Annotated in this window: 21 protein-coding genes; 9 read left to right on the top strand and 12 right to left on the bottom strand. The window is 65.9% G+C overall.

Going from position 1 to position 22,895, the window contains the following annotated elements; genetic code table 11:
- Positions 1-65: 65 nt before the first annotated feature.
- The 3 genes from betA to betI are packed head-to-tail and all read right to left on the bottom strand — an operon-like array spanning position 66 to position 3,841.
- Entirely contained in the window at positions 66-1,727 is a 1,662-nt protein-coding gene (gene betA / locus RHOSA_RS0108735; RefSeq protein WP_027288371.1) for a choline dehydrogenase, read from the bottom strand.
- Between the two features lie 46 nt (positions 1,728-1,773).
- Complete coding sequence (gene betB / locus RHOSA_RS0108730) at positions 1,774-3,240, bottom strand: betaine-aldehyde dehydrogenase (RefSeq protein WP_027288370.1); 1,467 nt, start codon at positions 3,238-3,240, stop codon at positions 1,774-1,776.
- The gene (betI, locus tag RHOSA_RS21425) at positions 3,224-3,841 is read right to left on the bottom strand and encodes a transcriptional regulator BetI (RefSeq protein ID WP_051431968.1); all 618 of its coding nucleotides are present in this window, start codon (positions 3,839-3,841) and stop codon (positions 3,224-3,226) included. The genes betB and betI overlap by 17 nt, the downstream gene beginning before the upstream one ends.
- 481 nt (positions 3,842-4,322) lie before the next feature.
- Here betI and RHOSA_RS0108720 point away from each other — a divergent pair, with 481 nt between their 5' ends.
- Positions 4,323-5,303: a glycine betaine ABC transporter substrate-binding protein gene (locus RHOSA_RS0108720; protein WP_027288369.1), complete on the top strand. Its 981-nt coding sequence runs from the start codon at positions 4,323-4,325 to the stop codon at positions 5,301-5,303.
- 101 nt (positions 5,304-5,404) lie between these two features.
- On the opposite strand, the gene RHOSA_RS21420 is transcribed toward RHOSA_RS0108720, so the two are convergent.
- On the bottom strand, positions 5,405-6,847 hold the full coding sequence (locus tag RHOSA_RS21420; RefSeq protein WP_037255962.1) for a hypothetical protein: 1,443 nt from the start codon (positions 6,845-6,847) through the stop codon (positions 5,405-5,407).
- 257 nt (positions 6,848-7,104) lie between these two features.
- Positions 7,105-8,442 (bottom strand): tetratricopeptide repeat protein, encoded by a 1,338-nt coding sequence (locus tag RHOSA_RS0108710; RefSeq protein WP_027288368.1) that lies wholly within the window; start codon positions 8,440-8,442, stop codon positions 7,105-7,107.
- A 250-nt stretch (positions 8,443-8,692) separates the two neighbouring features.
- Here RHOSA_RS0108710 and RHOSA_RS0108705 point away from each other — a divergent pair, with 250 nt between their 5' ends.
- On the top strand, positions 8,693-9,334 hold the full coding sequence (locus RHOSA_RS0108705; RefSeq protein WP_027288367.1) for a TetR/AcrR family transcriptional regulator: 642 nt from the start codon (positions 8,693-8,695) through the stop codon (positions 9,332-9,334).
- Between the two features lie 66 nt (positions 9,335-9,400).
- Here the strand turns inward: RHOSA_RS0108705 and RHOSA_RS0108700 are convergent, their stop codons facing one another.
- Positions 9,401-10,417 carry a Fe(3+) ABC transporter substrate-binding protein gene (locus RHOSA_RS0108700; RefSeq protein WP_027288366.1) on the bottom strand — a complete coding sequence of 339 codons (1,017 nt, stop codon included), beginning with the start codon at positions 10,415-10,417 and terminating at the stop codon, positions 9,401-9,403.
- Positions 10,418-10,824: 407 nt separating this feature from the next.
- Between RHOSA_RS0108700 and RHOSA_RS0108695 the strand changes: the two genes are divergently transcribed.
- Positions 10,825-11,334: a hypothetical protein gene (locus RHOSA_RS0108695; RefSeq protein ID WP_027288365.1), complete on the top strand. Its 510-nt coding sequence runs from the start codon at positions 10,825-10,827 to the stop codon at positions 11,332-11,334.
- 57 nt (positions 11,335-11,391) lie between these two features.
- On the opposite strand, the gene RHOSA_RS21415 is transcribed toward RHOSA_RS0108695, so the two are convergent.
- A complete protein-coding gene (locus RHOSA_RS21415; RefSeq protein ID WP_051431967.1) occupies positions 11,392-12,033 on the bottom strand; it encodes a histidine phosphotransferase family protein in 642 nt (213 codons plus the stop codon).
- A gap of 169 nt (positions 12,034-12,202) precedes the next feature.
- Between RHOSA_RS21415 and RHOSA_RS0108685 the strand changes: the two genes are divergently transcribed.
- The 6 genes from RHOSA_RS0108685 to RHOSA_RS0108660 all read left to right on the top strand — a co-directional run bounded on the left by RHOSA_RS0108685 (position 12,203) and on the right by RHOSA_RS0108660 (position 19,423).
- On the top strand, positions 12,203-12,385 hold the full coding sequence (locus RHOSA_RS0108685) for a DUF3553 domain-containing protein (RefSeq protein WP_027288364.1): 183 nt from the start codon (positions 12,203-12,205) through the stop codon (positions 12,383-12,385).
- Between the two features lie 100 nt (positions 12,386-12,485).
- Entirely contained in the window at positions 12,486-14,213 is a 1,728-nt protein-coding gene (locus tag RHOSA_RS0108680; RefSeq protein ID WP_051431966.1) for an NADH-ubiquinone oxidoreductase-F iron-sulfur binding region domain-containing protein, read from the top strand.
- Positions 14,210-16,981 carry a formate dehydrogenase subunit alpha gene (gene fdhF / locus RHOSA_RS0108675; protein WP_027288362.1) on the top strand — a complete coding sequence of 924 codons (2,772 nt, stop codon included), beginning with the start codon at positions 14,210-14,212 and terminating at the stop codon, positions 16,979-16,981. The genes RHOSA_RS0108680 and fdhF overlap by 4 nt, the downstream gene beginning before the upstream one ends.
- A 131-nt stretch (positions 16,982-17,112) precedes the next feature.
- A complete protein-coding gene (locus tag RHOSA_RS0108670; protein ID WP_027288361.1) occupies positions 17,113-17,787 on the top strand; it encodes a ceramidase domain-containing protein in 675 nt (224 codons plus the stop codon).
- Positions 17,788-17,955: 168 nt separating this feature from the next.
- Entirely contained in the window at positions 17,956-18,906 is a 951-nt protein-coding gene (locus RHOSA_RS21410) for a prenyltransferase (RefSeq protein WP_051431965.1), read from the top strand.
- Between the two features lie 34 nt (positions 18,907-18,940).
- A complete protein-coding gene (locus RHOSA_RS0108660; protein WP_027288360.1) occupies positions 18,941-19,423 on the top strand; it encodes a type II toxin-antitoxin system RatA family toxin in 483 nt (160 codons plus the stop codon).
- Positions 19,424-19,432: 9 nt separating this feature from the next.
- Here the strand turns inward: RHOSA_RS0108660 and RHOSA_RS25890 are convergent, their stop codons facing one another.
- The 5 genes from RHOSA_RS25890 to RHOSA_RS0108635 all read right to left on the bottom strand — a co-directional run bounded on the left by RHOSA_RS25890 (position 19,433) and on the right by RHOSA_RS0108635 (position 22,849).
- Positions 19,433-19,561 carry a hypothetical protein gene (locus tag RHOSA_RS25890; protein ID WP_276570074.1) on the bottom strand — a complete coding sequence of 43 codons (129 nt, stop codon included), beginning with the start codon at positions 19,559-19,561 and terminating at the stop codon, positions 19,433-19,435.
- A gap of 7 nt (positions 19,562-19,568) precedes the next feature.
- Positions 19,569-20,927: a c-type cytochrome gene (locus tag RHOSA_RS21405; protein ID WP_169816617.1), complete on the bottom strand. Its 1,359-nt coding sequence runs from the start codon at positions 20,925-20,927 to the stop codon at positions 19,569-19,571.
- A 16-nt stretch (positions 20,928-20,943) separates the two neighbouring features.
- Positions 20,944-21,324, bottom strand: a complete 381-nt coding sequence (locus tag RHOSA_RS0108645; protein ID WP_027288359.1) for a hypothetical protein — start codon at positions 21,322-21,324, stop codon at positions 20,944-20,946.
- A 5-nt stretch (positions 21,325-21,329) separates the two neighbouring features.
- The gene (locus RHOSA_RS0108640; protein WP_081728592.1) at positions 21,330-22,484 is read right to left on the bottom strand and encodes a formate dehydrogenase subunit gamma; all 1,155 of its coding nucleotides are present in this window, start codon (positions 22,482-22,484) and stop codon (positions 21,330-21,332) included.
- A 167-nt stretch (positions 22,485-22,651) separates the two neighbouring features.
- Complete coding sequence (locus RHOSA_RS0108635) at positions 22,652-22,849, bottom strand: hypothetical protein (protein ID WP_027288357.1); 198 nt, start codon at positions 22,847-22,849, stop codon at positions 22,652-22,654.
- Positions 22,850-22,895 lie beyond the last annotated feature (46 nt).

Here is a 22,895-nt window from a genome sequence, read left to right as displayed (position 1 = left end):
AAGGGGCGTGCCAGCGCCCGGTTAAAGGGCGCTGACGATCCTCAATCACCTGACTGACATGCCAGCTACCGCTGCTGCGTCTGCCACGCCGGGTGGATCCAGATCGCCGGATCCTCGGGCGGTAGTTGGGTGCCGCGGATCTGGTCGGCGATCTTTTCCGCCAGCATGATCGTGGGCGCGTTCAGGTTGCCCGAAACGATCGTCGGCATGATCGAGGCGTCGACCACGCGCAGCCGTTCGGTCCCGTGCACACGGCCCTCGCCATCGACCACCGCCATCTCGTCATGGCCCATCGGGCAGGTGCAGGACGGGTGGTAGGCGCTTTCGCCGTTCTGCCGGACCCAGGCGTCGATCTCGGCGTCGGTCTTCACGTCCGGGCCCGGTTCCAGCTCGCCGTCGCTGTAAGGGGCGAACGCTTCCTGCTCCAGGATCTCGCGGGTCAGCTTGATGCTGTCGCGCATCTCTTTCACGTCGCGATCGCTCTGGTTGTAGTTGAACAGGATCTCCGGCGCCTGCCGGGGATCATTCGAGCGCGCCTTGACGTGGCCGCGGCTTTCCGGGCGCATCGGCCCGACGTGGGCTTGATAGCCGTGGAAATCGGCGGCGTCCGAGCCGTCGTAGTTCACAGCCACCGGCATGAAGTGGTACTGCACGTTCGGGTGCTCGACGCCGGCTTCCGAGCGGATGAAGCCGCCGGCCTCGAAGTGGTTGCTCTCGCCCAGCCCCGTCTGGGTCGCCAGCCACTGCAGGCCGACCATCGCCTTGTTGAGCGGCTTGGTCGCGGAATAGAGCGTGATCGGTTCCTTGCACTTGTGCTGGACGTAGACCTCCAGGTGGTCCTGCAGGTTCTCGCCCACGCCCGGCAGTTCGGAAACGACCGGCACATCGATCGCCTTCAGGTGGTCGCCCGCGCCCACGCCGGAGAGCTGCAGCAACTGCGGCGAGTTGATCGCGCCGGCGCAGACCAGCACCTCCCGCTCGGCCCGGATCGTCTGGGTGCGGCCACGATAGGTGACCTCGACGCCGGTCGCGGTCGTGCCCTCGAACAGCACGCGGTGGGTCATCACCCGGGTGCGGATCGTCAGGTTCGACCGGCCCTTGATCGGCCGTAGGTAGGTGTTGGCCGTAGAGGAGCGCACGCCCTTCTTGGTTGTGCGGTCCATCGGGCCGAAGCCCTCGTTGAGGTAGCCATTCATGTCGTCGGTATAAGCGTAACCCGCCTGCTGGCCTGCCTGGATAAAGGCACGGTGCAGCGGGTTCCGGCGCTCGCCGCGGGTGACGTAGAGCGGCCCGGAATCGCCGTGATACGGGTCGCCGCCCAAGGTCTCGTGCGTCTCCGCCTTCTTGAAGTAGGGCAGCACGTGACGGTAGGCCCAGCCTTCCATGCCGTTGGTGCGCGCCCAGCGGTCGTAGTCGCGGGCATGGCCGCGGATATAGGCCATGCCGTTGATCGCGCTGGAGCCGCCCAGCGTCTTGCCGCGCGGGCAGTACATCCGCCGGTTGTCCATGTAGGGTTCGGGTTCGGAGAAGTACGCCCAGTTGAACGTCCGCCCCTTGAGCGGTTCGGCGAAGGCGCTCGGCATGTGGATGAACACCGACCAGTCCGGCGGCCCGGCTTCCAGCAGCAGGACGGAGGTCTCCGGGTCCTCGCTCAGCCGGTGGGCCAGCACGGCCCCGGCCGAGCCGGCCCCGACGATGACGTAATCGAACGTTTCGGTATCGCTCATGCTTAGGCTCCCATGAGGCTCGATCGCGTAACGGGCAAACGCACGCTCAGAACGGCGCTTCGCAGTCGCCCGTCGCGACGAACACGCTCTTCAACTGGCTGTAGTATTCGATCGCCTGGCGGCCGTTCTCCCGGCCCAGCCCGGACTGCTTGGCGCCGCCGAAGGTCATCTCGATCGGGGTGACGTTGTAGTGGTTCACCCAGCAGATGCCGGATTGCAGCTCGCGTGCGCAGCGGTGCGCGCGGTTCAGATCGCGGGTGAAGACACCGGAGGCGAGCCCGTAACGCGTGTCGTTGGCGCGCTTGAGCACCTCGTCCTCGTCGCGGAAGGTCAGGACCGACATCACCGGCCCAAAGATCTCCTCGCGCACGATCGTCATCTCGTCGGTGCAGCGATCGAAGATCGTCGGCAGCACGTAATTGCCGTCGGCAAGCTCCGAGGCCTCCGGCACGCCGCCGCCGACCAGCAGGTTGGCGCCCTCGCGCTTGCCGGTCTCGATGTAGTCGAGCACGACCTTCTGATGCTCGCGGCTGATCAGCGGGCCCATCTGGACGCTGGGATCGGACGGGTCGCCCAGCTTGATCGCCTGGGTGCGCTTGACCAGCCGGTCCAGGAAATCGTCGACCACATCCGCGTGGACGAACACGCGCGTGCAGTTGGTGCAGACCTCACCCTGGGTTGCGAAGTTGCCCAGCATCGCGCCCGACACCGCGTTATCCAGATCGGCGTCGTCGAACACCAGCAGCGGCGACTTGCCGCCAAGCTCCATCGTCACGTGCTTGAGCGAGCTGCGCGCGGCCTCGCTGGCGACCACCTTGCCGGTCTCCGCCTCGCCGGTCAGGGAGACCTTGGCCACGCCCGGATGATTGACCAGCGCCTGGCCGGTTTCCGCGAAGCCCTGCACCACGTTCAGCACACCATCCGGCAGGCCGGCCTCGGTCATCAGCTCGGCCATGCGCGGGGCGGACAGCGGGGTGAGTTCGGCCGGCTTGAACACCATCGCGTTGCCGGCCGCGAGCGCGGGGGCGGCCTTCCAGCAGATGATCTGCAGCGGATAGTTCCAGGCCCCGATGCCGGCGCACACGCCGAGCGGCTCGCGCCGGGTATAGAAGAAGGCGTCGTCGACCTCCTGATACTCGCCGCCCAGCTTGCTGGCGAGACCGGCGAAGTACTCCAGGCAATCCGCGCCGGAATCGACGTCCGCCTCCGGCGTTTCCGACAGCGGCTTGCCGGCGTCCAGCGTCTCCAGCCGGGCCAGCTCGTCGCGGTGCGCGCGCAGCAGGTCGGCCGCCTTCTGCAGCACCCGACCGCGTGCCGCGCCGGTCATCCGCGACCAGACCTCAAAGCCCTGACGCGCCGAGCCGACGGCGGCGTCGACGTCGGCCTTGCCGGCCAGGTGCACGTTGCAGATCGGCGCGTTGTGCGCGGGGTCGACGGTCTCGAACGTCTGCCCGCTCTGCGCGGCAACGTAGCCGCCGCCGATGTAGAGCTTCAGATCATCCTTGCGCTGCATGGCTGGGCTCCCGTTTGACGCCGTTCTTGGCGAGTTCCGTGTCCAGATAGTCGAAGGCGAGAGCCCGCGCGGTTTCCCGGTCGAGGGCGCGCTCGCCCATCGCCGTGCGCAGGCTCAGACCGTCGACGAAGATCGACAGGCCCAGAGCGATGCGCCGGGCTTCCGCATCCGGCAGAAGCTGACGCAGGTCGTAGGCCAGGTTGCTTTTCAGCCGCACCCGCAAGACGCGCTGGATGCGGCCGAGTTGCGGGTTTCGGTGGGTCTGCCCCCAGAAGGCGACCCAGGCACTGAGGCTTTCCGGCGCGAAGGAGCGCGGGGAGAAGTTGGCCTCCAGAACCGCATCTAGGCGCGCCAGCGGATCGGTCAGGCCGCGGCGGTAGCGCACGACATCCGCCTTCAGCTCGGCGGCAATGTGGCGCATCGTGGCCTCCAGCAGGCCGGCCTTATCGCGGAAGTAATGTGCGACGAGCCCCTGGCTGACGCCGGCACGCCGAGCGACCTGCGCGAGCGAGGTATTCGGAAAGCCAACCTCGTGGATCGCGCGAATCGTGGCCTCGATCATCTGGTGCCGACGCACCGGCTCCATCCCGAGCTTGGGCATCGCCCCACTCTCCCCTGCTTATCGTCCACGATCGCTTCCGATCGAACCGCTGACCCTATGCCGAGTCGCACAGGGGCGCCGTTGGCGCTGAACGCCCCAGAAACGCCCGTTCCACAGTCCATGTATCTTTTTTTGATTGAACGTTCAATCAAAAACCGTATCGTGGCGACGACGACGGTGACCCCGTAAGCTGGGTTCGCCGCTTGGCCGTGGGCGCGTCAGCCCGCGCGCCGATCTGATCGCATGGTCGCCATGATCGAGAGGGACTGATACGGCCGTGCACGCGATCGGCGGCGCGCCTTCTCGACCATCCTGGCTATTTCGCTGAAGCGGTCGGCGAGATGGACGTGCGAGAAATAAAGGGCCTCGGTTGCAAACGCAGCCGCGCCGGATCGCAACGGGCGTTGGCCGCGCCCGACAACCGAAGCCCAAGAAGACCCGACAACCGCGACAACAACGGCTTGAAACGAGGGGACTTCACATGAACTTCAAGAGCCTTTTCGCCGCCGGCGCGCTTGCGCTGGCAAGCACCGCCCTGGTCACCGGACCGGCGACCGCGCAGGACGAAGGCGATTCCTGCGGCACCGTACGCCTGGAGCAGGTCAACTGGACCGGCGTCACGGCCAAGACCGAGACCCTGGCCTGGGTCCTGCAGCAGCTCGGGTACGAGACCGACCTGATCACGGCTTCCGTGCCGATCATGTTCAACTCGCTCGCCAAGAACGAGCGGGACGCTTTCCTCGGCCTCTGGCTGCCGACCCAGAAGTCGATGATCGGCAAGTACATGAAGGAAGGCTCAATCGATATCGTGGGCGCCAACCTGGAAGGCGCGAAGTATACGCTGGCGGTGACCAAGAACGCCTATGATGCGGGCGTGCAGAGCTTCTCCGACCTCGACGAGTACAAGGATAAGTTCAACGGCACGATCTATGGCATCGAGGCCGGCAACGACGGCAACCAGATCATCAAGGAGATGATCGCCGACGATGCCTATGGGCTGGGCGACTGGAAGCTGCTGCCCTCCTCTTCCGCCGGCATGCTGACCCAGGTGAAGAAGGACGCCCGTCAGGACAAGTGGGCGGTCTTCCTGGGCTGGGAGCCGCACCCGATGAACCTGAACATCGACATGGCGTACCTGTCCGGCGGCGCGGACTACTGGGGCCCGAACAAGGGCGGCGCCACGGTCTACACCGCCGTGCGCAGCGGCTACACCTGGGAGTGCCCGAACGTCGGCCAGTTGCTGACCAACTACACCTTCACACTCGACGAACAGAACCTGCTCGGCAAGTACGTGATCAACGAGGAGATGGACTACCTGGAAGCCGGCAAAAAGCTGATCCAGGAGAAGCCCGAGATCCTCGATCGTTGGTTCGATCGGGGCGGTCCGCTGGTGTTCACCGGCGTAAAGACCCGTGATGGCGGCGATCCGAAGAAGGCCGTGATGAGTGCCCTGGAGGGCTAATCCGGCGGCCTGATCTTTCCGCCTTCAGCTTTGACTGGCGCCGGCCGGGTTCCCCTGGCCGGCGCTTTTTTGTTTGACGAGGGCTGGGCCGGCACCCGCGTTTACGCAGCGCCGGCCATCTTGCGCACGTCGAAGTTGGGGGCGACCGGCGCCCCGCCCTTGGTGTCACTCGCCAGCGCCTCGATCTCGGCGATCTTGTCGTTGATGTAACTGCGCAGGCCCTTGTCCAGTTTGGCCAGACGCTTCATCCGGGCGTTGGCGACCTCCATCGGCAGACGGCCCGATTTCACGGCACGCCCCAAACGGGCCTTCGCCTTCTCCAAATCGACCATCTCCACCGGAGACGCCCCTGAGGCGTCTGGCACCTTGGTGAGCATGGCGTGCACGTCGTTGGAGGCGAGGCCATGCAAGGCCACTTCCAGGGCCCCCTTGTCCCCCTGCAGAATCGCCAAATGCATCAGCGTATCGCCGCGACGGTCGCGCGCCAGCAAGGCAGACAGCAGCGGGTTCGACGGCGCGGGCGAGGTCTTGTCGATCACCACCGGTTGGGGCTGCGGCTCGCCGCGGACCAGCTTCTTGATCGCCAGCTCGTCATTCAAAAGCATGCCCGTCAGCTTGCGCAAATAAGCGGTCTTGCCAAGCAGCAGGCAGTGCACGAACAGCGTGCGGCGCGCCTTGTCGCGCTTCAACAGCCGCCGGCACAGCACCGCCTGGCGGTAGACCTTCTTGGTCGCGACATCCGGCGGGGACATCCCGACCACCGTCTCTTCCGTCTGCTGCAACAACAGACCCAGCAGATCCTCGAACATCGCCGTATTGGCGTGCCCCAGTAGCTTGTGGAAGGCCGTCGTGCCGTCCTCGGCATTAATGTAATCAAAAAACAGCCGGCAGGTCGCCTGCCGCTGTTCCTTGTCGGTGTTGGACTGCACCGCCTGTTTGAGGCAGTGCTGGGAGAGTAGCGCGCGGTTGTCGGACAGGTCCGCGGCGAAGATGCCGCACATCATGTTGGCGAGCTTCCCCTGATCGCCCTTCGCCTGCTCGGCCACCGCGTTCTCGACGTTGACGATCTGCAGGTGCTTGGTCTGGATCAGCGCGTTGATCGACTGCCACTTCGGCTCGGGCACCAACATCTTGCCGAGCGGGCTGATGCCGTACTTGTTGCGCCGGGCGAAGTCGACGTCGAGCTTGATCAGGATGTGCGCGAACTTGAGCGTATCCCGACCCTCGTTGAGCCGCAGGTTGTCGGCAAGATAGTGCCAGATGCCGTTGCCGTCGTTGTCCTCGGCGTTGACGTAAAGGGCGAAGCGCTCGCGATCCCAGAACTCCATCACGGTTTCGAGCACGACGAGGGCCCTGGAGACCTCGTAATCGGCCAGGCGCGCGAGCAGATAGCTTCCCCCGTTGGCCGCACGAGCCTTGAACATCCGCTCGCTGTTGTTCTCGAACTTCATCCAGTTCTTGAACAGGTTGCTGAACCGGCCGCTGCCCTTCTCCAAGCGCGCCAGCATCTCTCCGTGCAACTGCTCGACCGATTCCGCCGCCATCGTCTCTCCGAACCTCACTCTTTTTTAGACGAAGCCATCGCGCAGACTGCACATCTAGGGTTACCAAGACTCTAACCCGGGGCCGCCACAGGGCCGAAAATCGCTCAGGTACCGGCCATCGGGGCGTGATCGGCTCCGCCCCAGCCATCCTCACCTCTCTCCACTTACCGACTTCTATGAAGCCTTAGCGGGCGTAGAAGGCCCTCGTGCCCTCTACACCCGCCATGCTCAGGCCGGAAATCTCCCGAGCACTCGGCTCAAGCCGCGGCCGCTGGTGCGGCGGAAATGGAGCGGGCCCGCTGCAGGGAGCGCCGGCTGATCGGGCTGTGGGGTTTCACCGCAACCCGCTCCTGGGCGAAGGCGACGGCTTCGGCCCCCAGACCGGCGCGAATCGCGGCTTCGGCCAGGGTCCAGTCGATCACGTCCCGCTGGGCGTGGCTGCCGCCGAAGCCGTTGGCGATCGCCCGACCTGTGTGCAGATCGCTCACCGCCTCGGCGTAGTGCCCGGTCGCAAATGCCCGGAAGCCGCGCAGCAGCGGCAACCCGATCTGCGCCTGCCAACGCCCGACCTCGCCTGCCGACGGTGCGTTCTCATACGCCGCGATCAGGCGGTCGACCTCGACCACCTGATCGGCGCCGAGATAAGCCATCGCCGCGTGCCAGTCGTTAAACGGGTAAAGCTTACCGTCGGCATGCGCGCGCCAGACCTCCGCGACCTCGAGGCAGCGTCCGCCGACGTCGACACCCGCCGCATGCAACCGCCACAGCAGCGCCGAAGCATCCACGAGATCCATCGCAACCTCGCTCGCCTCCCGCCGAACCGCGCCGTCGTACAACGCAAGCGCGCCCTCGGCATCGTCGAGGTCCAGATGGAACAGCGCCTTGTGCCACCAGTTGTGCACCTTGAAGAAGTTGTCGTCGCCGTCCCATTGCGCCTGCCGGACCTGCATCCAGCCGATGCCATCCTCCGCCCGGCCCTGCATCTCCATGACATGCGCCACGGCATGGTGCGCCCAGCAATCCAGCGGCTCCCGGGCGAGCGCCTCGCGCCCGGCCGCCTCCGCCCGGGCGTAGTCGCCGCATTCCTCCAACCCGAACGCCTGAAAGCCAAGCACGATCGAGTAACCCGGCACATCCGCCGTCCAGGCCGGCAGCACGCGCGTGACGCGGTCACGCAGGTTGCGGGCGTTGCCCCGGTAGAAATCCATCAGATGACCGGACTGCAGCGCCAGCAAATCGTGCGGATAGCGCATGTTGAGCCGGTCCAACGTCTCGGCGCCGCGCGACCAATCGCCCGCCAGCACCTGCTGCAACGCGGCCAGGTGGCCGGCCTCCCGATCAGACATCGGCAAGTTCCGAACGTGACCAAGGATCCCCCCAGCCTCCTCAGCGGCCGCCGGCTCGGTGGCCATTAAAAGCAGATGGGCCTTCAGAAGGTGCGCCATGACGCAGGCCGGCGCGGCCGCCAACGCCGCATCCGCATGCGCAAGCGGGTCGCCGCGGTAGATGTTGAATGCCCGAACGCCCGCATCGAAAGCCGCCACGGCTTCGGCGTTGGCGCCGGTCAGAGGATTACCCTGTCGATCCTGCAGCATAAGTCGATCTCCTGGTGGGGGAACATGCGATCGACCACGCCGCAAGGCTTGGGATCGCGGACCCAAGAGATACGAGGGCCGCGCTGCGGGCGGTAGTGAACCTGCGGTACAGGGCGCGTCGCCAACAAATCTGCTATTAAAACAAAACTTTAGCGCTCGACGCCCAGCCGAGATGGCCGCCTACCCGTTTGCGCCGACACCGGGGACTGTACCGGTGGTACAGTAACCGCCTTACGGATGTACCCAGATCATGGCCACGCAACCGCCCAGGACCGCCCTCCCCACGCGCGAGCAATTGCTCGACGCGGCGCAGGATGCTGTTCTGGCAAAGGGGTTCAGCGGCACCTCGATCGACGAGTTGATCGCCGCCGTGGGCATCTCGAAAAGCGGTTTCTTTTACCATTTCCGGGACAAGAGCGAACTCGCGAAGGCGCTGCTGGAGCGCTATGTGCGCGAGGACGACGCCATCTTCGACCAATTGGAATCCCGCGGCGACGCACTCAGCGAGGACCCGCTGCACGCCTTCCTGATCACGCTCAAGCTACTGGCGGACATGTTCGCCGACCTCCCAAACGGGCACCCCGGCTGCCTGGTGGCCTCGGTCTGCTACCACGAACAGCTGTTCGCCAGACAAGTCCAGGAGGTCAACACTGCCGCCGTGCTCGGCTGGCGCAAGCGGTTTCGGGCACGACTGGAGGCGATCGCCGCCCTCTACCCACCGCGCATCCCGGTCGACCTGGACGATCTCGCGGACATGGTGACCGTCGTGGTCGATGGGGGAATCATTCTATCAAAGGTCACACGCGATCCGCCGAGCCTGGCGCGACAGGTCCGGCTCTATCGCGACTTCGTCCGACTGGTGTTCAGCGAGCCACGGCACGCGGCGACTTGAATACGAAAAACGCCCGCCCGGATGGGCCTCTCCGGGCGGGCGTGCGGGCCGGCTAGAGGGAGGGTGCTACTTCCAGCCGACGCGGTCGAAGATTCGCTGGGCTTCTGGCTGGTTCTCGCCATAGGCGGAGACGTTGATGTCGTCGATCTTGAAGTCGCCCAGCTTCTTCAGCTTGGTATTCGGCGCGACCTCGGGCACGGTCGGGTACTCGTTGTTGCCGTCCGCGAAGTAGCGCTGGGCGAAGTCACTGGCCAGGAACTCCAGGAAGCGCACGGCGTTCTCGCGGTGCGGGCTGTTCTTGATCACGCCAGCGCCGGAAATATTGACGTGTGTGCCCCGCCCGTCCTGGTTCGGGAAGACGTAGCCCACGTTCTCGACCGCCTCGGGCTGATTCTGCAGCACGCGCACGAAGTAATAATGGTTGGCGACGGCCACGCCGCACTCGCCAGCGGCAACGCCCATGATCTGGTCGGTGTCCCCGCCTTCCGGCTCACGGGCGAAGTTGTCGACCACGTTCGCGGCCCACTCCTGTGCGCCCTCGGCACCGTGATGCTCGATCAGGCTGGCCAGCAGCGACTGGTTGTAGATGTTGGAAGACGACCGGATGCAGACCTCGCCCTCAAGCTTGTCATCCGCCAACCCCTCGTAGGTCGTGACCGGCGGCTCCTCGAAACGATCCTTGTTGTACAGGATGATCCGCGCGCGGCTGGAGAAGCCGAACCATTCGCCGTCCGGGTGACGCAGATTGGCCGGAATACGGTCGTTCAGCACCTCGCTGTCGATCTGGGCGAACAGACCTTCATGCTCGGCGCGCCACAAGCGGCCGGCATCGACCGTGACCAGAACGTCAGCAGGGGTGTTGCGCCCCTCGCTCTTGATCCGCTGGATCAGGGCATCGGATTTGCCCTGCAGGCGGTTCACCTCGATGCCCGTGCGCTTTTCGAACTCGTCGTAGAGCCGCTGGTCGGTCTGATAGTGGCGGGCGGAATAGATATTCACCTCGCCTTGCGCGTGGGCGGCGCTGGTGACCGCAAGTCCGGCGGCGAGCGTGGCGGCCGCTGCGGTGATCGCATATGCGCGCATGATCTGCGTGTCTCCCTCGGTCAGGTGGTCGCGCCCTTCACAGGTCGCGCGTCAAGATGGCGCCGGGCAGGACAACCGTAGCGCCACACTGCCTCTCTAGTAATGCAAATGATTTTCACTTGCAATATCGCAGGGTGCGGCGTTCCGCCTCAATGCTTCGAGAAACGGCTGTATGCCGACGGTTTCACCCCACCTGCAGGGCGTGATCGCAGTGCCGGCGATCCCATGTAGCTACTACGACGATAAGTGGACAAAGAAGTTAGGTTCGTGGCCCGGCTGTTCGATGCAGGCGTCCTCCTGATTGGGCCGGATCGAGAATTCTGACATACCTTCTCAATGGGGATTCTCGTACAATCCAGATCTCCTCATATCGAGCCACATGAGCGACGTTGGTCGGAATCTTACGAATGCTGTATCGGCTGCGCATCGCGTGTGCCCTGCTCCTCATGGTTCTCGCTTTGCTTCCAGTCCGGGGGATGGCGCAAAACCTCGATCCGCATCAGCTCTATGAGCGAAGCTGTGGCCGCTGCCACGAAGAACATGCCCGTGAATTCGTGGAGAAGAAGCTCTCACTGGACGATGACGGCGCGCTTGTCAGTCAAAATGGCTTAAAGCTAGAAATGTTTCTTAAAAGCGGCCACGGCGGTTTGAACACAGAAGAAACTGACATTATCTTGGATCATCTGGCCGCGATTAACCGCGGCCATGGACTGTTCGAAGACAAGTGCCGCATTTGCCATGACCGTGCCTATGAACTGGCCCGGCTGAAGCTGTTCATACAAGATGACAAGCTCGTCGGCCGCTACACGGACCGGGATATCGAGGCGTTTCTAACGCACCACGGGCGTCTGACGGCGACTGAGGTGCCCTTTATGGTCGAAACGCTACGACGTCAGCTTCAAACCACCTCGAAATAATCTAGCCGCTCTCGTTCAGTACAAGAATACCGATCAACTCACCGCCATAACCGACGGTCAGTCCGCGCGGACCGTCACCTCGAACGTCACGGCGTCCGGCTCTTCGTGCACCCCAAGATCGCCGCCCATCCGCCGGGCGATCAGCCGAGTGAAATAGCCCTGGACCGCGCGGGGACTGAGTTCGGCGACGTCAACGTCGTCGGACATTGCCGCCCGGGTCTCATCACGCAGACGCGCTTTGGCCCCGCTCCCAGTCACACGGATCGCCGTGCCGGCGGACGATACGTCCGCCCGGATCGTGCCACTGCGCTGCAGCGTCTCGAGCGCAAGCGCGATCAAATTCAATAGCAGCTTACCGCCGCCGTCGGGTCCGTTCAGGACCAACGCGTCCGCATCCCAGGAAAGCTCGGCCTTGTGTGTGCTCAAAAAGCTCTCGGCCAGACGCCTCAACTCCGCCGGGCCCATGTCGACCTGCCGCCCGGCCTGGCCATAGGCAAGCCGGAAAAACTGGACGGTCGACGAGGCCTGCTTGGCCGACTTATCGGCCAGCGCGAGCGCGTCCTGCATCATCTCCGGGTCCAAATCCTCGGCCATCAACTCCAGGCCGTTATTTACCGCCCCCACTGGCGAGACCAAGTCATGGCACAGCCGCGAGGCCAACAACTCGGCGACCCGAAGATCGATCTGGATATCCTGCATCGGTTCCTCCCTGGATGAGGCGTTCGGAAGCCTCGGAAGACGGACGCGCGGCGGCTGACTGGCCCCGTTGTGCGTTGTGGTGTGTGTCGCATCAACCCCTATCGGTGTCGTTCTTGGTCAGATTGTCGCACCCTTGAGGCGCGTAGAGTAGCAAATAGGAGGAGCCAACATGACCGACGACCATCTCGCGCCCGGCATGCTGGTGCGCAACCCGGACGCCCCGGACTGGGGGCTCGGTCAGGTCCAATCGGTGATCGGCGCCCGCGTAACCGTCAACTTCGAGCACCAGGGCAAACAGCTGATCGATATGACCCACGCCCGTCTGGACGTCATCGACGCCAACGCCGACTGAGCCAGCTTGCCCGAACCGGGAGCCCGGCTGCGGCCCGCAACGAGACGCGACAAGCTGCCCGGGTCACGCCCACTACCGCCAGAAGGATGAGGCCAACCCCATGGCCGACGGCAACCCACCTCCCCCGCAGCGCCCCCTAGAGCGTCAGATCGCCCCCGGATCTGGGCGGCGTAACGCACCGCCGACCCCCAAGGGCCGGCAGCTCGACCCTGAAGCCGCTGACGCGGTGCGTGCACTGCTGGGCGACCGCTCCCGTCAACGCGATCTGCTGATCGAGCATCTGCACCTGCTACAGGACCACTTCGGCTGCCTGCACGCCCGCCACCTGCATGCGCTGGCGGAGGAGATGCGCCTGCCGATGGCGGTGGTCTACGAGGTGGCCAGCTTCTACGCCCATTTCGACATCGTCGATGACGGCGAGACACCGCCACCGGATCTGACCATCCGCGTGTGCGACGGCATCGCGTGCGAGATGGCCGGCGCCCAGGAGTTGCTGGCCAAGCTGCCGCAAGCGGTCAGCGACAAGATCCGGGTGCTTTCGGGCCCATGCATGGGCCGCTGCGACACCGCCCCGGTGGCCGAAATCGGCCATCAGGGGCACATGCACCACGCCACCCTCTCCAGCTTGGCGATCGCGGCGGCCGGCGGACCGATGGAGCTGCACGAGCCCACGCCGGTCGACTACGAGACCTACGTCGCCCACGGCGGCTATACCGTACTGCAGGAGTTGCTGGACGGACGACGCACGTTTGACAGCATCGTCGGCGCGCTGTCCGACGCCAATCTGCGCGGCCTGGGCGGCGCCGGCTTCCCGGCCGGCAAGAAGTGGGGAATCGTCCGCCAGCAGCCGCATCCCCACTACGTCGCGATCAATGCCGACGAGGGCGAACCCGGCACCTTCAAGGACCGCTGGTGCATGGAGCGCGACCCGCACCGCTTCCTGGAGGGCGCGCTGATCGCGAGCGCCGCGGTACAGGCCGATGCCTGCTACATCTATCTGCGCGACGAATATCCGAAAGTGAACCGCCTGCTGCAGGAGGCGTTGGACCGGGTCGCGCGCGCTGGCTACATCGACCGCATCTGCCCGGTCTACCTGCGCCGTGGCGCAGGCGCCTACATCTGCGGCGAAGAATCGGCGATGCTGGAATCGATCGAGGGCAAGCGCGGCCTCCCCCGGCACAAGCCGCCGTTCGCCGCCGAGGTCGGCCTGTTCGGCCAGCCGACCCTGACCAACAACGTCGAGACGCTGTACTGGGTGCGCGACATCATCCAGCACGGCCCGCAATGGTTCGCCGGCAAGGGCCGCAACGGGCGCTCGGGCCTACGTCTCTTCTCCGTCTCCGGCCGGGTGAAGGAGCCGGGCGTCAAGCACGCCCCGGCCGGGATCACGGTGCGCGAGCTGATCGACGAGTACTGCGGCGGCATGGCCGAGGGGCACAGCTTCAAGGCCTACCTGCCGGGCGGCGCGTCCGGCGGCATCCTGCCGGCCAGCAAGAGCGACATCCCGCTCGATTTCGGGTCGCTGGACGAATACGGCTGCTTCATCGGCTCCGCGGCGATCGTGATCCTGAGCGACCAGGACGACATCAAGGCCGCCGCGCGCAATCTGATGCGCTTCTTCAAGGCCGAAAGCTGCGGTCAGTGCACGCCGTGTCGCAACGGCACCGAGAAGGCGGTCAAGCTGTTGGAACGCGACCGCTGGGACCAGGAACTGCTCGCCGACCTGTCGCAGGTCATGCGTGATGCCTCGATCTGTGGCCTTGGCCAGGCAGCTCCGAACCCGATCGACTGCGTCTTCAAGTACTTCCCTGAGGATCTCGAAACATGACCGACACCATCCGATTCGAGATCGACGGCCGGACGGTCGAGGCCGCGCCCGGTGAGACCATCTGGACGGTCGCCAAGCGCGAAGGCATCGAGATTCCCCACCTGTGCCACCGCCCGGAGCCCGGCTACCGGCCGGACGGTAACTGCCGGGCCTGCATGGTGCAGGTGGAAGGCGAGCGCGCGCTGGCCGCTTCCTGCATCCGAAAGCCAAGCGAGGGCATGAAAGTGTCCGTGGCTGGGGACCGCCCCAGCCGGGCCCGCGAGCTGGTGTTCGAGTTGCTGGTTTCTGACCAGCCCGCGCGGGAGACCAGCCACGACCCGACCAGCCAGTTCTGGCACTGGGCCGACCAGGTCGGCGTCGCGCAGTCCCGCTTTCCCGAGCGCGAGCAGTGGCAGCCGGATACCAGCCATCCGGCGATGGCGGTCAACCTGGACGCCTGCATCCATTGCAACCTGTGCGTCCGGGCCTGCCGCGAGGTCCAGGTCAACGACGTGATCGGCCTCGCCCACCGCGGTCACGACGCCAAGGTGGTGTTCGACTTCGACGACCCGATGGGCGAGAGCACCTGCGTGGCCTGCGGGGAGTGCGTGCAGGCCTGCCCAACCGGCGCGCTGATGGAAAGCGCGCTGTTGGACGAGCAGCAGACCCGCACCGAATGGCCCGACACGCAGGTCGAGAGCGTCTGCCCCTTCTGCGGGGTCGGCTGCCAGGTTACCTACAACGTCAAGGACGACCGGATCATCTCGGTCGACGGGCGCAACGGTCCGTCCAACGAACAGCGGCTGTGCGTGAAGGGCCGTTTCGGCACCGACTACAGCCGCCATCCGCATCGCCTGCAGGTGCCGATGATCCGCCGGGCGGACGCGCCCAAGCGCGGCGACGACAAGGTCGATCCCGCCAACCCCTGGACCCACTTCCGCGAAGCCAGCTGGGAGGAAGCGCTGGAGGTCGCGGCGGGCGGCCTGCAACGCATCCGCGACCGCGACGGATCGGGCGCGCTGGCCGGCTTCGGCTCCGCCAAGGGCACGAACGAGGAAGCCTACCTGTTCCAGAAGACGGTGCGGGTCGCCTTCGGCACCAACAACGTCGACCACTGCACCCGGCTGTGCCACGCCTCCTCGGTCGCGGCGCTGATGGAGAACCTCGGCTCCGGCGGCGTCTCCGCACCGTTCAACGCGGCCAGCGACGCCGAGTGCATCATCGTGATCGGCGCCCGCCCAACCGAAAACCATCCGGTCGCGGCGAGCTACCTGAAACAGGCCGCCAAGAACGGCGCCAAGCTGATCGTGATGGACCCACGCTATCAGGTGCAGCTCGGCCGCTACGCCTGGCGCAACGTGCAGTTCAAGCCAGGCCAGGATGTGGCGCTGTTGAACGCCATGCTGCACACCATCTTCGCCGAGGGGCTGGAGGACACGCAGTACATCCAGGCGCATGCCGACGGCGTCGAGGCGCTGCGCGAGAAGGTCAAGGACTTCCCGCCGAAAGAGATGGCGGAACTGGTCGGCGTCGACGCCCAGACGATCAAGGAGTGTGCGCGCGCCTACGCGACCTCCAACGCCTCGATCATCTTCTGGGGCATGGGGGTGAGCCAGCACGTCCACGGCACCGACAATTCCCGCAGCCTGATCAACCTGGCGCTGTCGACCGGCCAGATCGGGCGCAAGGGAACCGGCCTGCATCCGCTGCGCGGGCAGAACAACGTCCAGGGCGCCTCGGATGCCGGGATGATCCCGATGGTCTTCCCGGACTACAAGCCGGTCACCAACGCCGACTTCAAGCAGCAGTTCGAGGACTACTGGGGCACCGAACTGGACGGGCAGAAGGGTCTGACGGTCGTGGAGATCGTCAACGCGGCCCACGACGGCGAGATCAAGGGCATGTACGTCATGGGCGAAAACCCGGCGATGTCCGACCCGGACCAGACGCACGCCCGCGCCGCGCTCGCCAAGCTGGAGCATCTGGTGGTGCAGGAGATCTTCCTGACCGAAACGGCCTTCCACGCCGACGTGGTCCTGCCCGCTTCCGCCCAGCAGGAGAAAACCGGCACCTACACCAACACCAACCGGCAGGTGCAGTTGGGCCGCCCGGCGATTTCGCTGCCCGGCGAGGCGCGCCAGGACTGGTGGATCACCCACGAGATCGCCCGGCGAATGGGCCACGACTTCGGCTTCGCCCAGGTGCGCGAGGTCTACGCCGAAATGGCCGGTATCATGCCGTCGCTCGCCAACATCACCTGGGACCGGCTGGAGCGCGAGGGGTCGGTCACCTACCCCTGCCCGGCCCCGGACCATCCGGGCGAACCGATCGTGTTCTCCGAAGGCTTCCCGACACCGAGCGGACGCGGCGGCATGAAGCCGGTCGACATCACCCCGCCAGCCGAGTTGCCCGACCAGGACTATCCGCTGGTACTGACCACCGGCCGGCAGCTCGAACACTGGCACACCGGCGCGATGACCCGCCGGGCGCGTGTGCTCGACCACCTGGAGCCGGAGGCGATCGTCTCGATGCACCCGCGCGAAATCGGCAAGCGCGGCTGGCGCGCCGGCCAGCGGGTGCGCGTCACCACCCGTCGCGGCTCGATCGCGCTCGTGCTGCGCGCCGACCGGGAAGTGCCATCAGGCATGATCTTCATCCCCTTCGCCTACGCCGAAGCCGCCGCCAACGTCCTGACCAATCCGCAGATCGACCCGGATGGCAAGATCCCCGAGTTCAAGTTCTGCGCCGCCCGGATCGAGCTGGATAAGGAGAAACAGGCGGCGGAGTAGGCCAAAGGCGGGGCAAGTCCCGTTGGCGTAGGTCGAGCCCGGCCTGGCGTCCGCTACCTACCTGCCCGTCACCTTGACGCCCGCCCCTGTGCACCGTAGCTCACCCACGGACACACAGCGGGAGCGCGCACGTGGACGGGTGGTCTCAGCAGATTGACATCTATTGCGAGCGGATGGGTCCGACCTTCTGGGCCGAACCGGTCAACGCGCTGACCAACGCGGCTTTCCTGATCGCGGCCGCGCTGGTATTCGCCAGCCTGCGCCGTGACGGGCGGCTGGAGGCTGGTACGGGCCTCCTGCTCGTCCTGCTGACGACGATCGGGATCGGCTCCTTCCTGTTCCACACGGTGGCGACCCGTTGGGCGGCGCTGGCCGATGTGCTGCCGATCATGCTGTTCATCCTGGCGTACCTGGCGCTTACGCTACGCCGTGGCTTCCATCTGAACTGGGTCTGGGCCGGTGGCCTCACACTCGCCTTCCTGCCCGCCAGCATGGGCTTCGAAGCCGGGGTCGAGCGGCTGCTAGGTGACGCGCTGGGCGGCTCCAGCGGCTATTTGCCCGCGCTCGCCGCGCTCGTGATCGCCGGCGGCTGGTTGCTGGCGCGCGGGGTGTCGGCGGGACGTTGGCTGCTGGTGGCCGCGGGGGTGTTCGTTGCATCGATCACCCTACGCACGCTTGATCAACCGCTGTGCGGCGCCACCCCGTTCGGCACGCACTTCATGTGGCATGTGCTCAACGCCATCGTGCTTGGCCTGTTGATCTGGGCGCTCGCCCGGATGCCAGGTGCGCCCCGCAAGGCTGCCTGAAACGCCGCGTTCACGGCATAGCTGGATTTTAATCCTTCCTATCCCAAACTGATTTGGAGCAATTCCGGGACTTACCTCATTGGTTAGATAAGGGCAGGTTAGCGGTGTGGCGCCGACTGGACAGGCGGCCGCATCCATGCCGACACCATCTTTGGGGGAATCACAGCGTTGGCCATCGAACCCTCGTGGGAAGCCCTGGGCGGCGACCGGCCGCATCAGGTCGCCAAGCGGTTGCTGCTTGCCACCCGTCCACCGTTCATGTCCGCCTCGGCACTGCCGGTCCTGTTGGGCACGGCCTACGGCGCACAACATGCGCTTGGCTTCGCCGGCGTTGCGTTCCTGCTGGCGATGGCCGCAACGCTGCTGGTCACCGCCGCGGCCAACGTGTTGAACGACGTCTACGACGACATCTCCGGCACGGACCCGGACAACGACAGTCGCCTACACCCCTTCACCGGGGGCTCCCGGTTCATCCAGAACGGTGTGATGAGCCGATACCAGATGGCGCGCTGGGGCGCCACGCTGGCCGGCGCCTCGGTCGTGCTGGGTCTGCTCCTGACCGCGCTCGCCGGGATCGAGGTTCTGGCGTTCGGCGCGATCGGCCTGGGCCTGGCGCTGGCCTATTCGATGCCGCCGCTGCACTTCGCCAACCGCGGACTGGGCGAGCTGACGGTCGGCACCGCCTTCGGTCTGTTGCCTGTGGTCGGGGCCTATTGGCTGCAAACCGGACTGATCAGCTGGGCAGCCGTGCTGATCTCGCTGCCGGTCGCCTGCTGGGTGGTCAACATCCTGCTGGGAAACGAGATCCCGGATATACGCTCGGATGGTCAGGCCGGCAAACGCACGTTGGCGGTGCGCCTGGGACCGAAGGGCACGCATATGGCCTACCTCGCGGTCCACACCGTCGCCGCCATCGCCACGAGCGTCGCCGCACTGGTCGGGCTGCTCCCGATCTGGACGCCGCTGCTGCCGGTGGCGATTGCCGTGATCGCCCCCTTCGCCACCCGCGGCCTACCGAAGGTGAATGACCCGGACGCGATGACGGGCGGAATCAAGTTCAGCATGCTGGCGCACAACGCCGGCACGGTCTGGCTCACCGGCTGCGCGCTCGCAGCTTAAAGGCCCCGAACGCCCCTGACACTGACGAGGTGCCATGGCGACCGTCTATCAACGGCTCAAAGTCCCCTATTCCGCCGAGCAGATGTTCGACCTTGTCGTCGACATCGAGCACTATCCCCAGTTCGTGCCGGGCTGGCGGGCGGTGCGGATCACCAAACGCACCGGAGATCGCGCGCGCGGCTGGCTGCACGTCGACCAGGTGATCGCGGACAAGGGCATCCGCTTCCGCTTCGACACGGATGCCCGCTTCACACGGCCAACCTACCTGCGCATTTCCGCCAACGGTCGGCCGTTCCAGTACTTCGTGCTGCGCTGGCAGTTCCGCCCCCTGGACGACGGCGGCTGCGAGGTGATCGCCCACGCCCGCTACCGCCTGCGCAACATCCCGCTGCGCCAATTGGCGGAGCGCTACTTCAACCAGACCTTCAACACGGTCATCACCTCTTTCGCCGACCGCGCCAAGAAGCTCTACGGCATCCCCGAGGGCGCGAAAACAACGCGTGCGGGCGTGAGATAACGATTGCGCCTAATCGCCGAGACGGACGTTGTCGGTGGCGTATTCCTGCGTCGTCGTCGGGTTCGCGGCGGTCATGATCGCGCCGGCGCCCACGGACAGCACCAGCAGCGCGGCCACGGCGGTGATGAAAGCACGCATCGCTCTTCTACTCCCTGGTCCCTGAGCCGGTGGGTGCCGCCCCATCCGGCATCGCGTGACGTTCGATATAGGCGATCAACGCGCGCCGGTCATCGGCGTCCGGCATGCGTTGGATCGGCATCTTGCTACCCGGCGTCACCACGTGCGGGCCCTGGGCGAACAGGCGGCTCACCGTCTCCTTCGTCCAGACCAGATCCGCACGCGCCAAAGCCCGGGAATAGTCGTAGCCCGGCACAGTACCGGCCTTGCGGCCGAACAGCTTGTAGAGCGTCGGCCCCGCGCGGTTGCCCCCGTCCCGGGTCAGAGTGTGACAGGCCGCGCACTTGCGGAAGAGCGCCGCCCCGCGGCTGTCCGGCTCCGGCAGGCGGGTGTCGACACCGCGCACCTGCCCGCCAATCGGCTTGCCGGTTGCGACGTCGAACAGGCGCGCCGTACCATCCCCACCCGCTGCAAGCAGGCGCGTCCCGTCGGGCGTGAAGGCCAGATCCCAGACCGGCGCCGCGACGGCGCTCAAGGTATGGCGCAGCCTCCGCGACCCCAGCGTCCAGAGTCGGATCAAACCGTCGGTGCCGGCGGTCGCCACCGTCGCCCCATCGCCCGTAACGGCGACGGCGCTGAGCGGCCCGTCGTGCGCATCCAACGCGCCGATCCGCGTGCCACTGTCGAGGGACCAGACGTGCAGCCGACCGTCGACCCCACCGGCAAGCGCCCGACCGTCCCCTGTCAGCGCGAGGGTGTTGATCCCGAGCCCTTGGCCCGGCAGTTCCCTCGACCGCCCGCCGCGAGCCAGCGCATGCAGCTGGGCATGTCCCTGCGCCCCGACCGCAACCATCTGCTGGCCGTCGGCGGTGAAGGCGACCGCGTTCACCATGCCGGCGTCCGCGTCCAACGTGCGCAGTGACCGGCGCGCCGTCAGGTCCCAAAGCCGCACCTGCCCATCCCAACCGGCACTGACCGCGCGCATGCCATCCGGCGACACGGCGAGGTCGGCCACCTTGCCGCGATGCGCGTCGAACACGTGCAATTCCTGGCCATAGGCGGCATCCCACAAGCGCAGCTTACCGTCGTCGCCGCCGGAGAGCGCCTGCCGACTGTCGGGCAGGAAGGCGACGGTGGTGACCGCGCCGGTGTGTCCGCGCAGCGTTTGCAGCGGCACCTGTCGATCGAGATCCCAAAGCTTGAGGGTGTAGTCGAACGACGCCGTCAAGGCGAGCCGACCGTCCGGTGAGATCGCGATGGCCGTGACCGGACCGCCGTGGCCGCTTAGGCCGGCCGTCGCCATGGACGTGCCGGCAAACGCGGCGGCGAGTGCAAGCGCAGTCGCCCATCGTCGGAACCGTCGGGACACGCGCGCCAGCGCTGCCACCGCCGGTCCCACCATCTCAGCGCCAGGGCCGTCCGCGCAGCACGTCCGGACGCCGATCGATCATCTGGGTCTCGCGCTTGGGCACGGCTGCGTCGTTGCGCACGTCCGGCACACGCCCCCGCAACGCCGCCCCCGTTTCCGGATCGAAGGCCAGCGTATCGACCTTGAAGGCGGCGTTCGAGTTGGCCTGCTCGCGCATCATGGTGACGAACAAAACCGCGCGGCCCTGCAACGTCCCCTCCCGAATCTTGAGGACCCGGGCTTGGAAGGCCTTCTCGACGCGCTGTTCGAGGTCTGCCCGGTCGAGCGCCGCGCTGGCTGGCAGGCTGACGGCGAGCAGCAGGGCGGCGGCCACGCCGGCGAGAAGGCCGGCGCGACGGCAGGTTGGACACGGCATATCAGTCACTCGGCCGGATGAATTTGGTTGGACGGCGGCGCCCGGCCTTCCTCCACCAAGCGCGCATACCACATGTTGTGGTGCTCTTCCGCCCAGTTCACGTCGACCTGGCCGGAGCCCATCGCCGAGAAGGCCCCCTGCATGCCGACCGAACCGATATAGACGTGGGCCAGCATGACCGCGATCAGCACGAACGCCAGGATCGAATGCCAAATCTGATTGAGCTGCTGCTCTTGCAGCGGGCTGAGTTGGGCCGGCAAATCCAGACCGAGACCGTTCAGCGCGGCAAAGGTCTTGCCGAAGAAACCGAACTCGAAGGGGAACAGCAGCGCGATCCCCGACATCGACAGGCTGAGCCCGCCCAGGCAGGCCAGCCAGAAGACCCCCTTCTGGCCCGCATTGAACCGCTCGGAGGGTGCATGGACCTTGGAATCGAAGATGCCGCCGCCCTTCGCCAGCCAGGTCAGGTCGTGCTTCTTCGGGATGTTGAAGCGCACCCACAGCAGAAACATCATGATCACGCCGGCCATGAAGGCGAAGGCGACGAAGTTGTGCGCGTACTTGCCGGCCTGCGTGATCCAGGAGAAAGCGGACGGGCCGATCAGCGGCAGCAGAAAGTACTTGCCGTAAACGAGGTTCAGGCCGGTGAACGCCAGGATCACAAAGGAGGTCGCCGACAGCCAGTGCGCGAAACGGTCAAGGGTGGTGAAACGCTCGACCGTCTTGCCGGAAAAGCCGCCGTCCACCGGAACACGTCCGCGCAGGGCATAGAACAGCGCCAACAGCGCCAACACGCCGAGGATCAGCCAGGCGCCATAGACCTTCACCGGACCGTTCAGGATTGCGCGCCAGTTCTCCCCGCTGGAGTCCACGAGCACGCCGAGCTTCTTATCCGGCTGCGACACCGTGCCCGATTGGCCTTGACGAATCATCTTCCAAAATTCGGTGTCGTTGGTGCCGCCCAACGCGTTGCCGGGGATCTGACCGCGCGTCGGCTGTTCCGCGGTCACGGACGGGTCCGCGGTGCCGGACTGCGCCCACGCGGGCGAACTCGCGGCTAGCGTCAGAAAGACGGCGACGATCAAAGTCGCCAGCAGCGGAAACAACCACCCGCCGGCGTCTTGCCGGCGCGCGACCGACTGCGTGCGCTGACTGGACATCGTGTCCTGGTTCCTCACCTCAATTCGGCGGTCTTACGCATCTGCAGGACGCCTGACGCCCGCAAGACCGCAGTATATGCCCGTCATATGCGGCAGCGTTGCGTCCAACCAACCGCAGGTCGCTCAACCAAGCGGCAACCGGCGGACGCTTGCCCTCAGGTGCGCGCCTAACCCGCCTGCCGGCGGGCGCGCTGGCGCAGTTCCTGATAGGTTTCGTCGCTGATTCCCTGGTCCTTCTGCCCCTTGTAGACGCCGGGCTCATGGAACAGCACGCGGTTCTGCTCCGCTTCCTTGCAGCCGGCCGCAACCAGCAAGGTCCCGCCGAGCATGGCGAGCGTCAGCAGACGGGCGAATGACCTGATCATCTGTTGAATACGGCTTTCGTCATCTCGTGGGCCGGAGAGTGGGTGA

It is taken from the genome of Rhodovibrio salinarum DSM 9154 (genome assembly GCF_000515255.1).
Taxonomy (GTDB): Bacteria; Pseudomonadota; Alphaproteobacteria; order Kiloniellales; family Rhodovibrionaceae; genus Rhodovibrio; species Rhodovibrio salinarum.
This window is presented reverse-complemented; position numbering and strand designations above follow the sequence as displayed.

Excerpts from the sequence above, each read along its gene's own strand:
- betA (WP_027288371.1), bottom strand. The coding sequence starts at position 1,727 with ATGAGCGATACCGAAACGTTCGATTACGTCATCGTCGGGGCCGGCTCG.
- betB (WP_027288370.1), bottom strand. The coding sequence starts at position 3,240 with ATGCAGCGCAAGGATGATCTGAAGCTCTACATCGGCGGCGGCTACGTT.
- betI (WP_051431968.1), bottom strand. The coding sequence starts at position 3,841 with ATGCCCAAGCTCGGGATGGAGCCGGTGCGTCGGCACCAGATGATCGAG.
- RHOSA_RS0108720 (WP_027288369.1), top strand. The coding sequence starts at position 4,323 with ATGAACTTCAAGAGCCTTTTCGCCGCCGGCGCGCTTGCGCTGGCAAGC.
- RHOSA_RS21420 (WP_037255962.1), bottom strand. The coding sequence starts at position 6,847 with ATGGCGGCGGAATCGGTCGAGCAGTTGCACGGAGAGATGCTGGCGCGC.
- RHOSA_RS0108710 (WP_027288368.1), bottom strand. The coding sequence starts at position 8,442 with ATGCTGCAGGATCGACAGGGTAATCCTCTGACCGGCGCCAACGCCGAA.
- RHOSA_RS0108705 (WP_027288367.1), top strand. The coding sequence starts at position 8,693 with ATGGCCACGCAACCGCCCAGGACCGCCCTCCCCACGCGCGAGCAATTG.
- RHOSA_RS0108700 (WP_027288366.1), bottom strand. The coding sequence starts at position 10,417 with ATGCGCGCATATGCGATCACCGCAGCGGCCGCCACGCTCGCCGCCGGA.
- RHOSA_RS0108695 (WP_027288365.1), top strand. The coding sequence starts at position 10,825 with ATGCTGTATCGGCTGCGCATCGCGTGTGCCCTGCTCCTCATGGTTCTC.
- RHOSA_RS21415 (WP_051431967.1), bottom strand. The coding sequence starts at position 12,033 with ATGCAGGATATCCAGATCGATCTTCGGGTCGCCGAGTTGTTGGCCTCG.
- RHOSA_RS0108685 (WP_027288364.1), top strand. The coding sequence starts at position 12,203 with ATGACCGACGACCATCTCGCGCCCGGCATGCTGGTGCGCAACCCGGAC.
- RHOSA_RS0108680 (WP_051431966.1), top strand. The coding sequence starts at position 12,486 with ATGGCCGACGGCAACCCACCTCCCCCGCAGCGCCCCCTAGAGCGTCAG.
- fdhF (WP_027288362.1), top strand. The coding sequence starts at position 14,210 with ATGACCGACACCATCCGATTCGAGATCGACGGCCGGACGGTCGAGGCC.
- RHOSA_RS0108660 (WP_027288360.1), top strand. The coding sequence starts at position 18,941 with ATGGCGACCGTCTATCAACGGCTCAAAGTCCCCTATTCCGCCGAGCAG.
- RHOSA_RS25890 (WP_276570074.1), bottom strand. The coding sequence starts at position 19,561 with ATGCGTGCTTTCATCACCGCCGTGGCCGCGCTGCTGGTGCTGTCCGTG.
- RHOSA_RS0108645 (WP_027288359.1), bottom strand. The coding sequence starts at position 21,324 with ATGCCGTGTCCAACCTGCCGTCGCGCCGGCCTTCTCGCCGGCGTGGCC.
- RHOSA_RS0108640 (WP_081728592.1), bottom strand. The coding sequence starts at position 22,484 with ATGTCCAGTCAGCGCACGCAGTCGGTCGCGCGCCGGCAAGACGCCGGC.
- RHOSA_RS0108635 (WP_027288357.1), bottom strand. The coding sequence starts at position 22,849 with ATGATCAGGTCATTCGCCCGTCTGCTGACGCTCGCCATGCTCGGCGGG.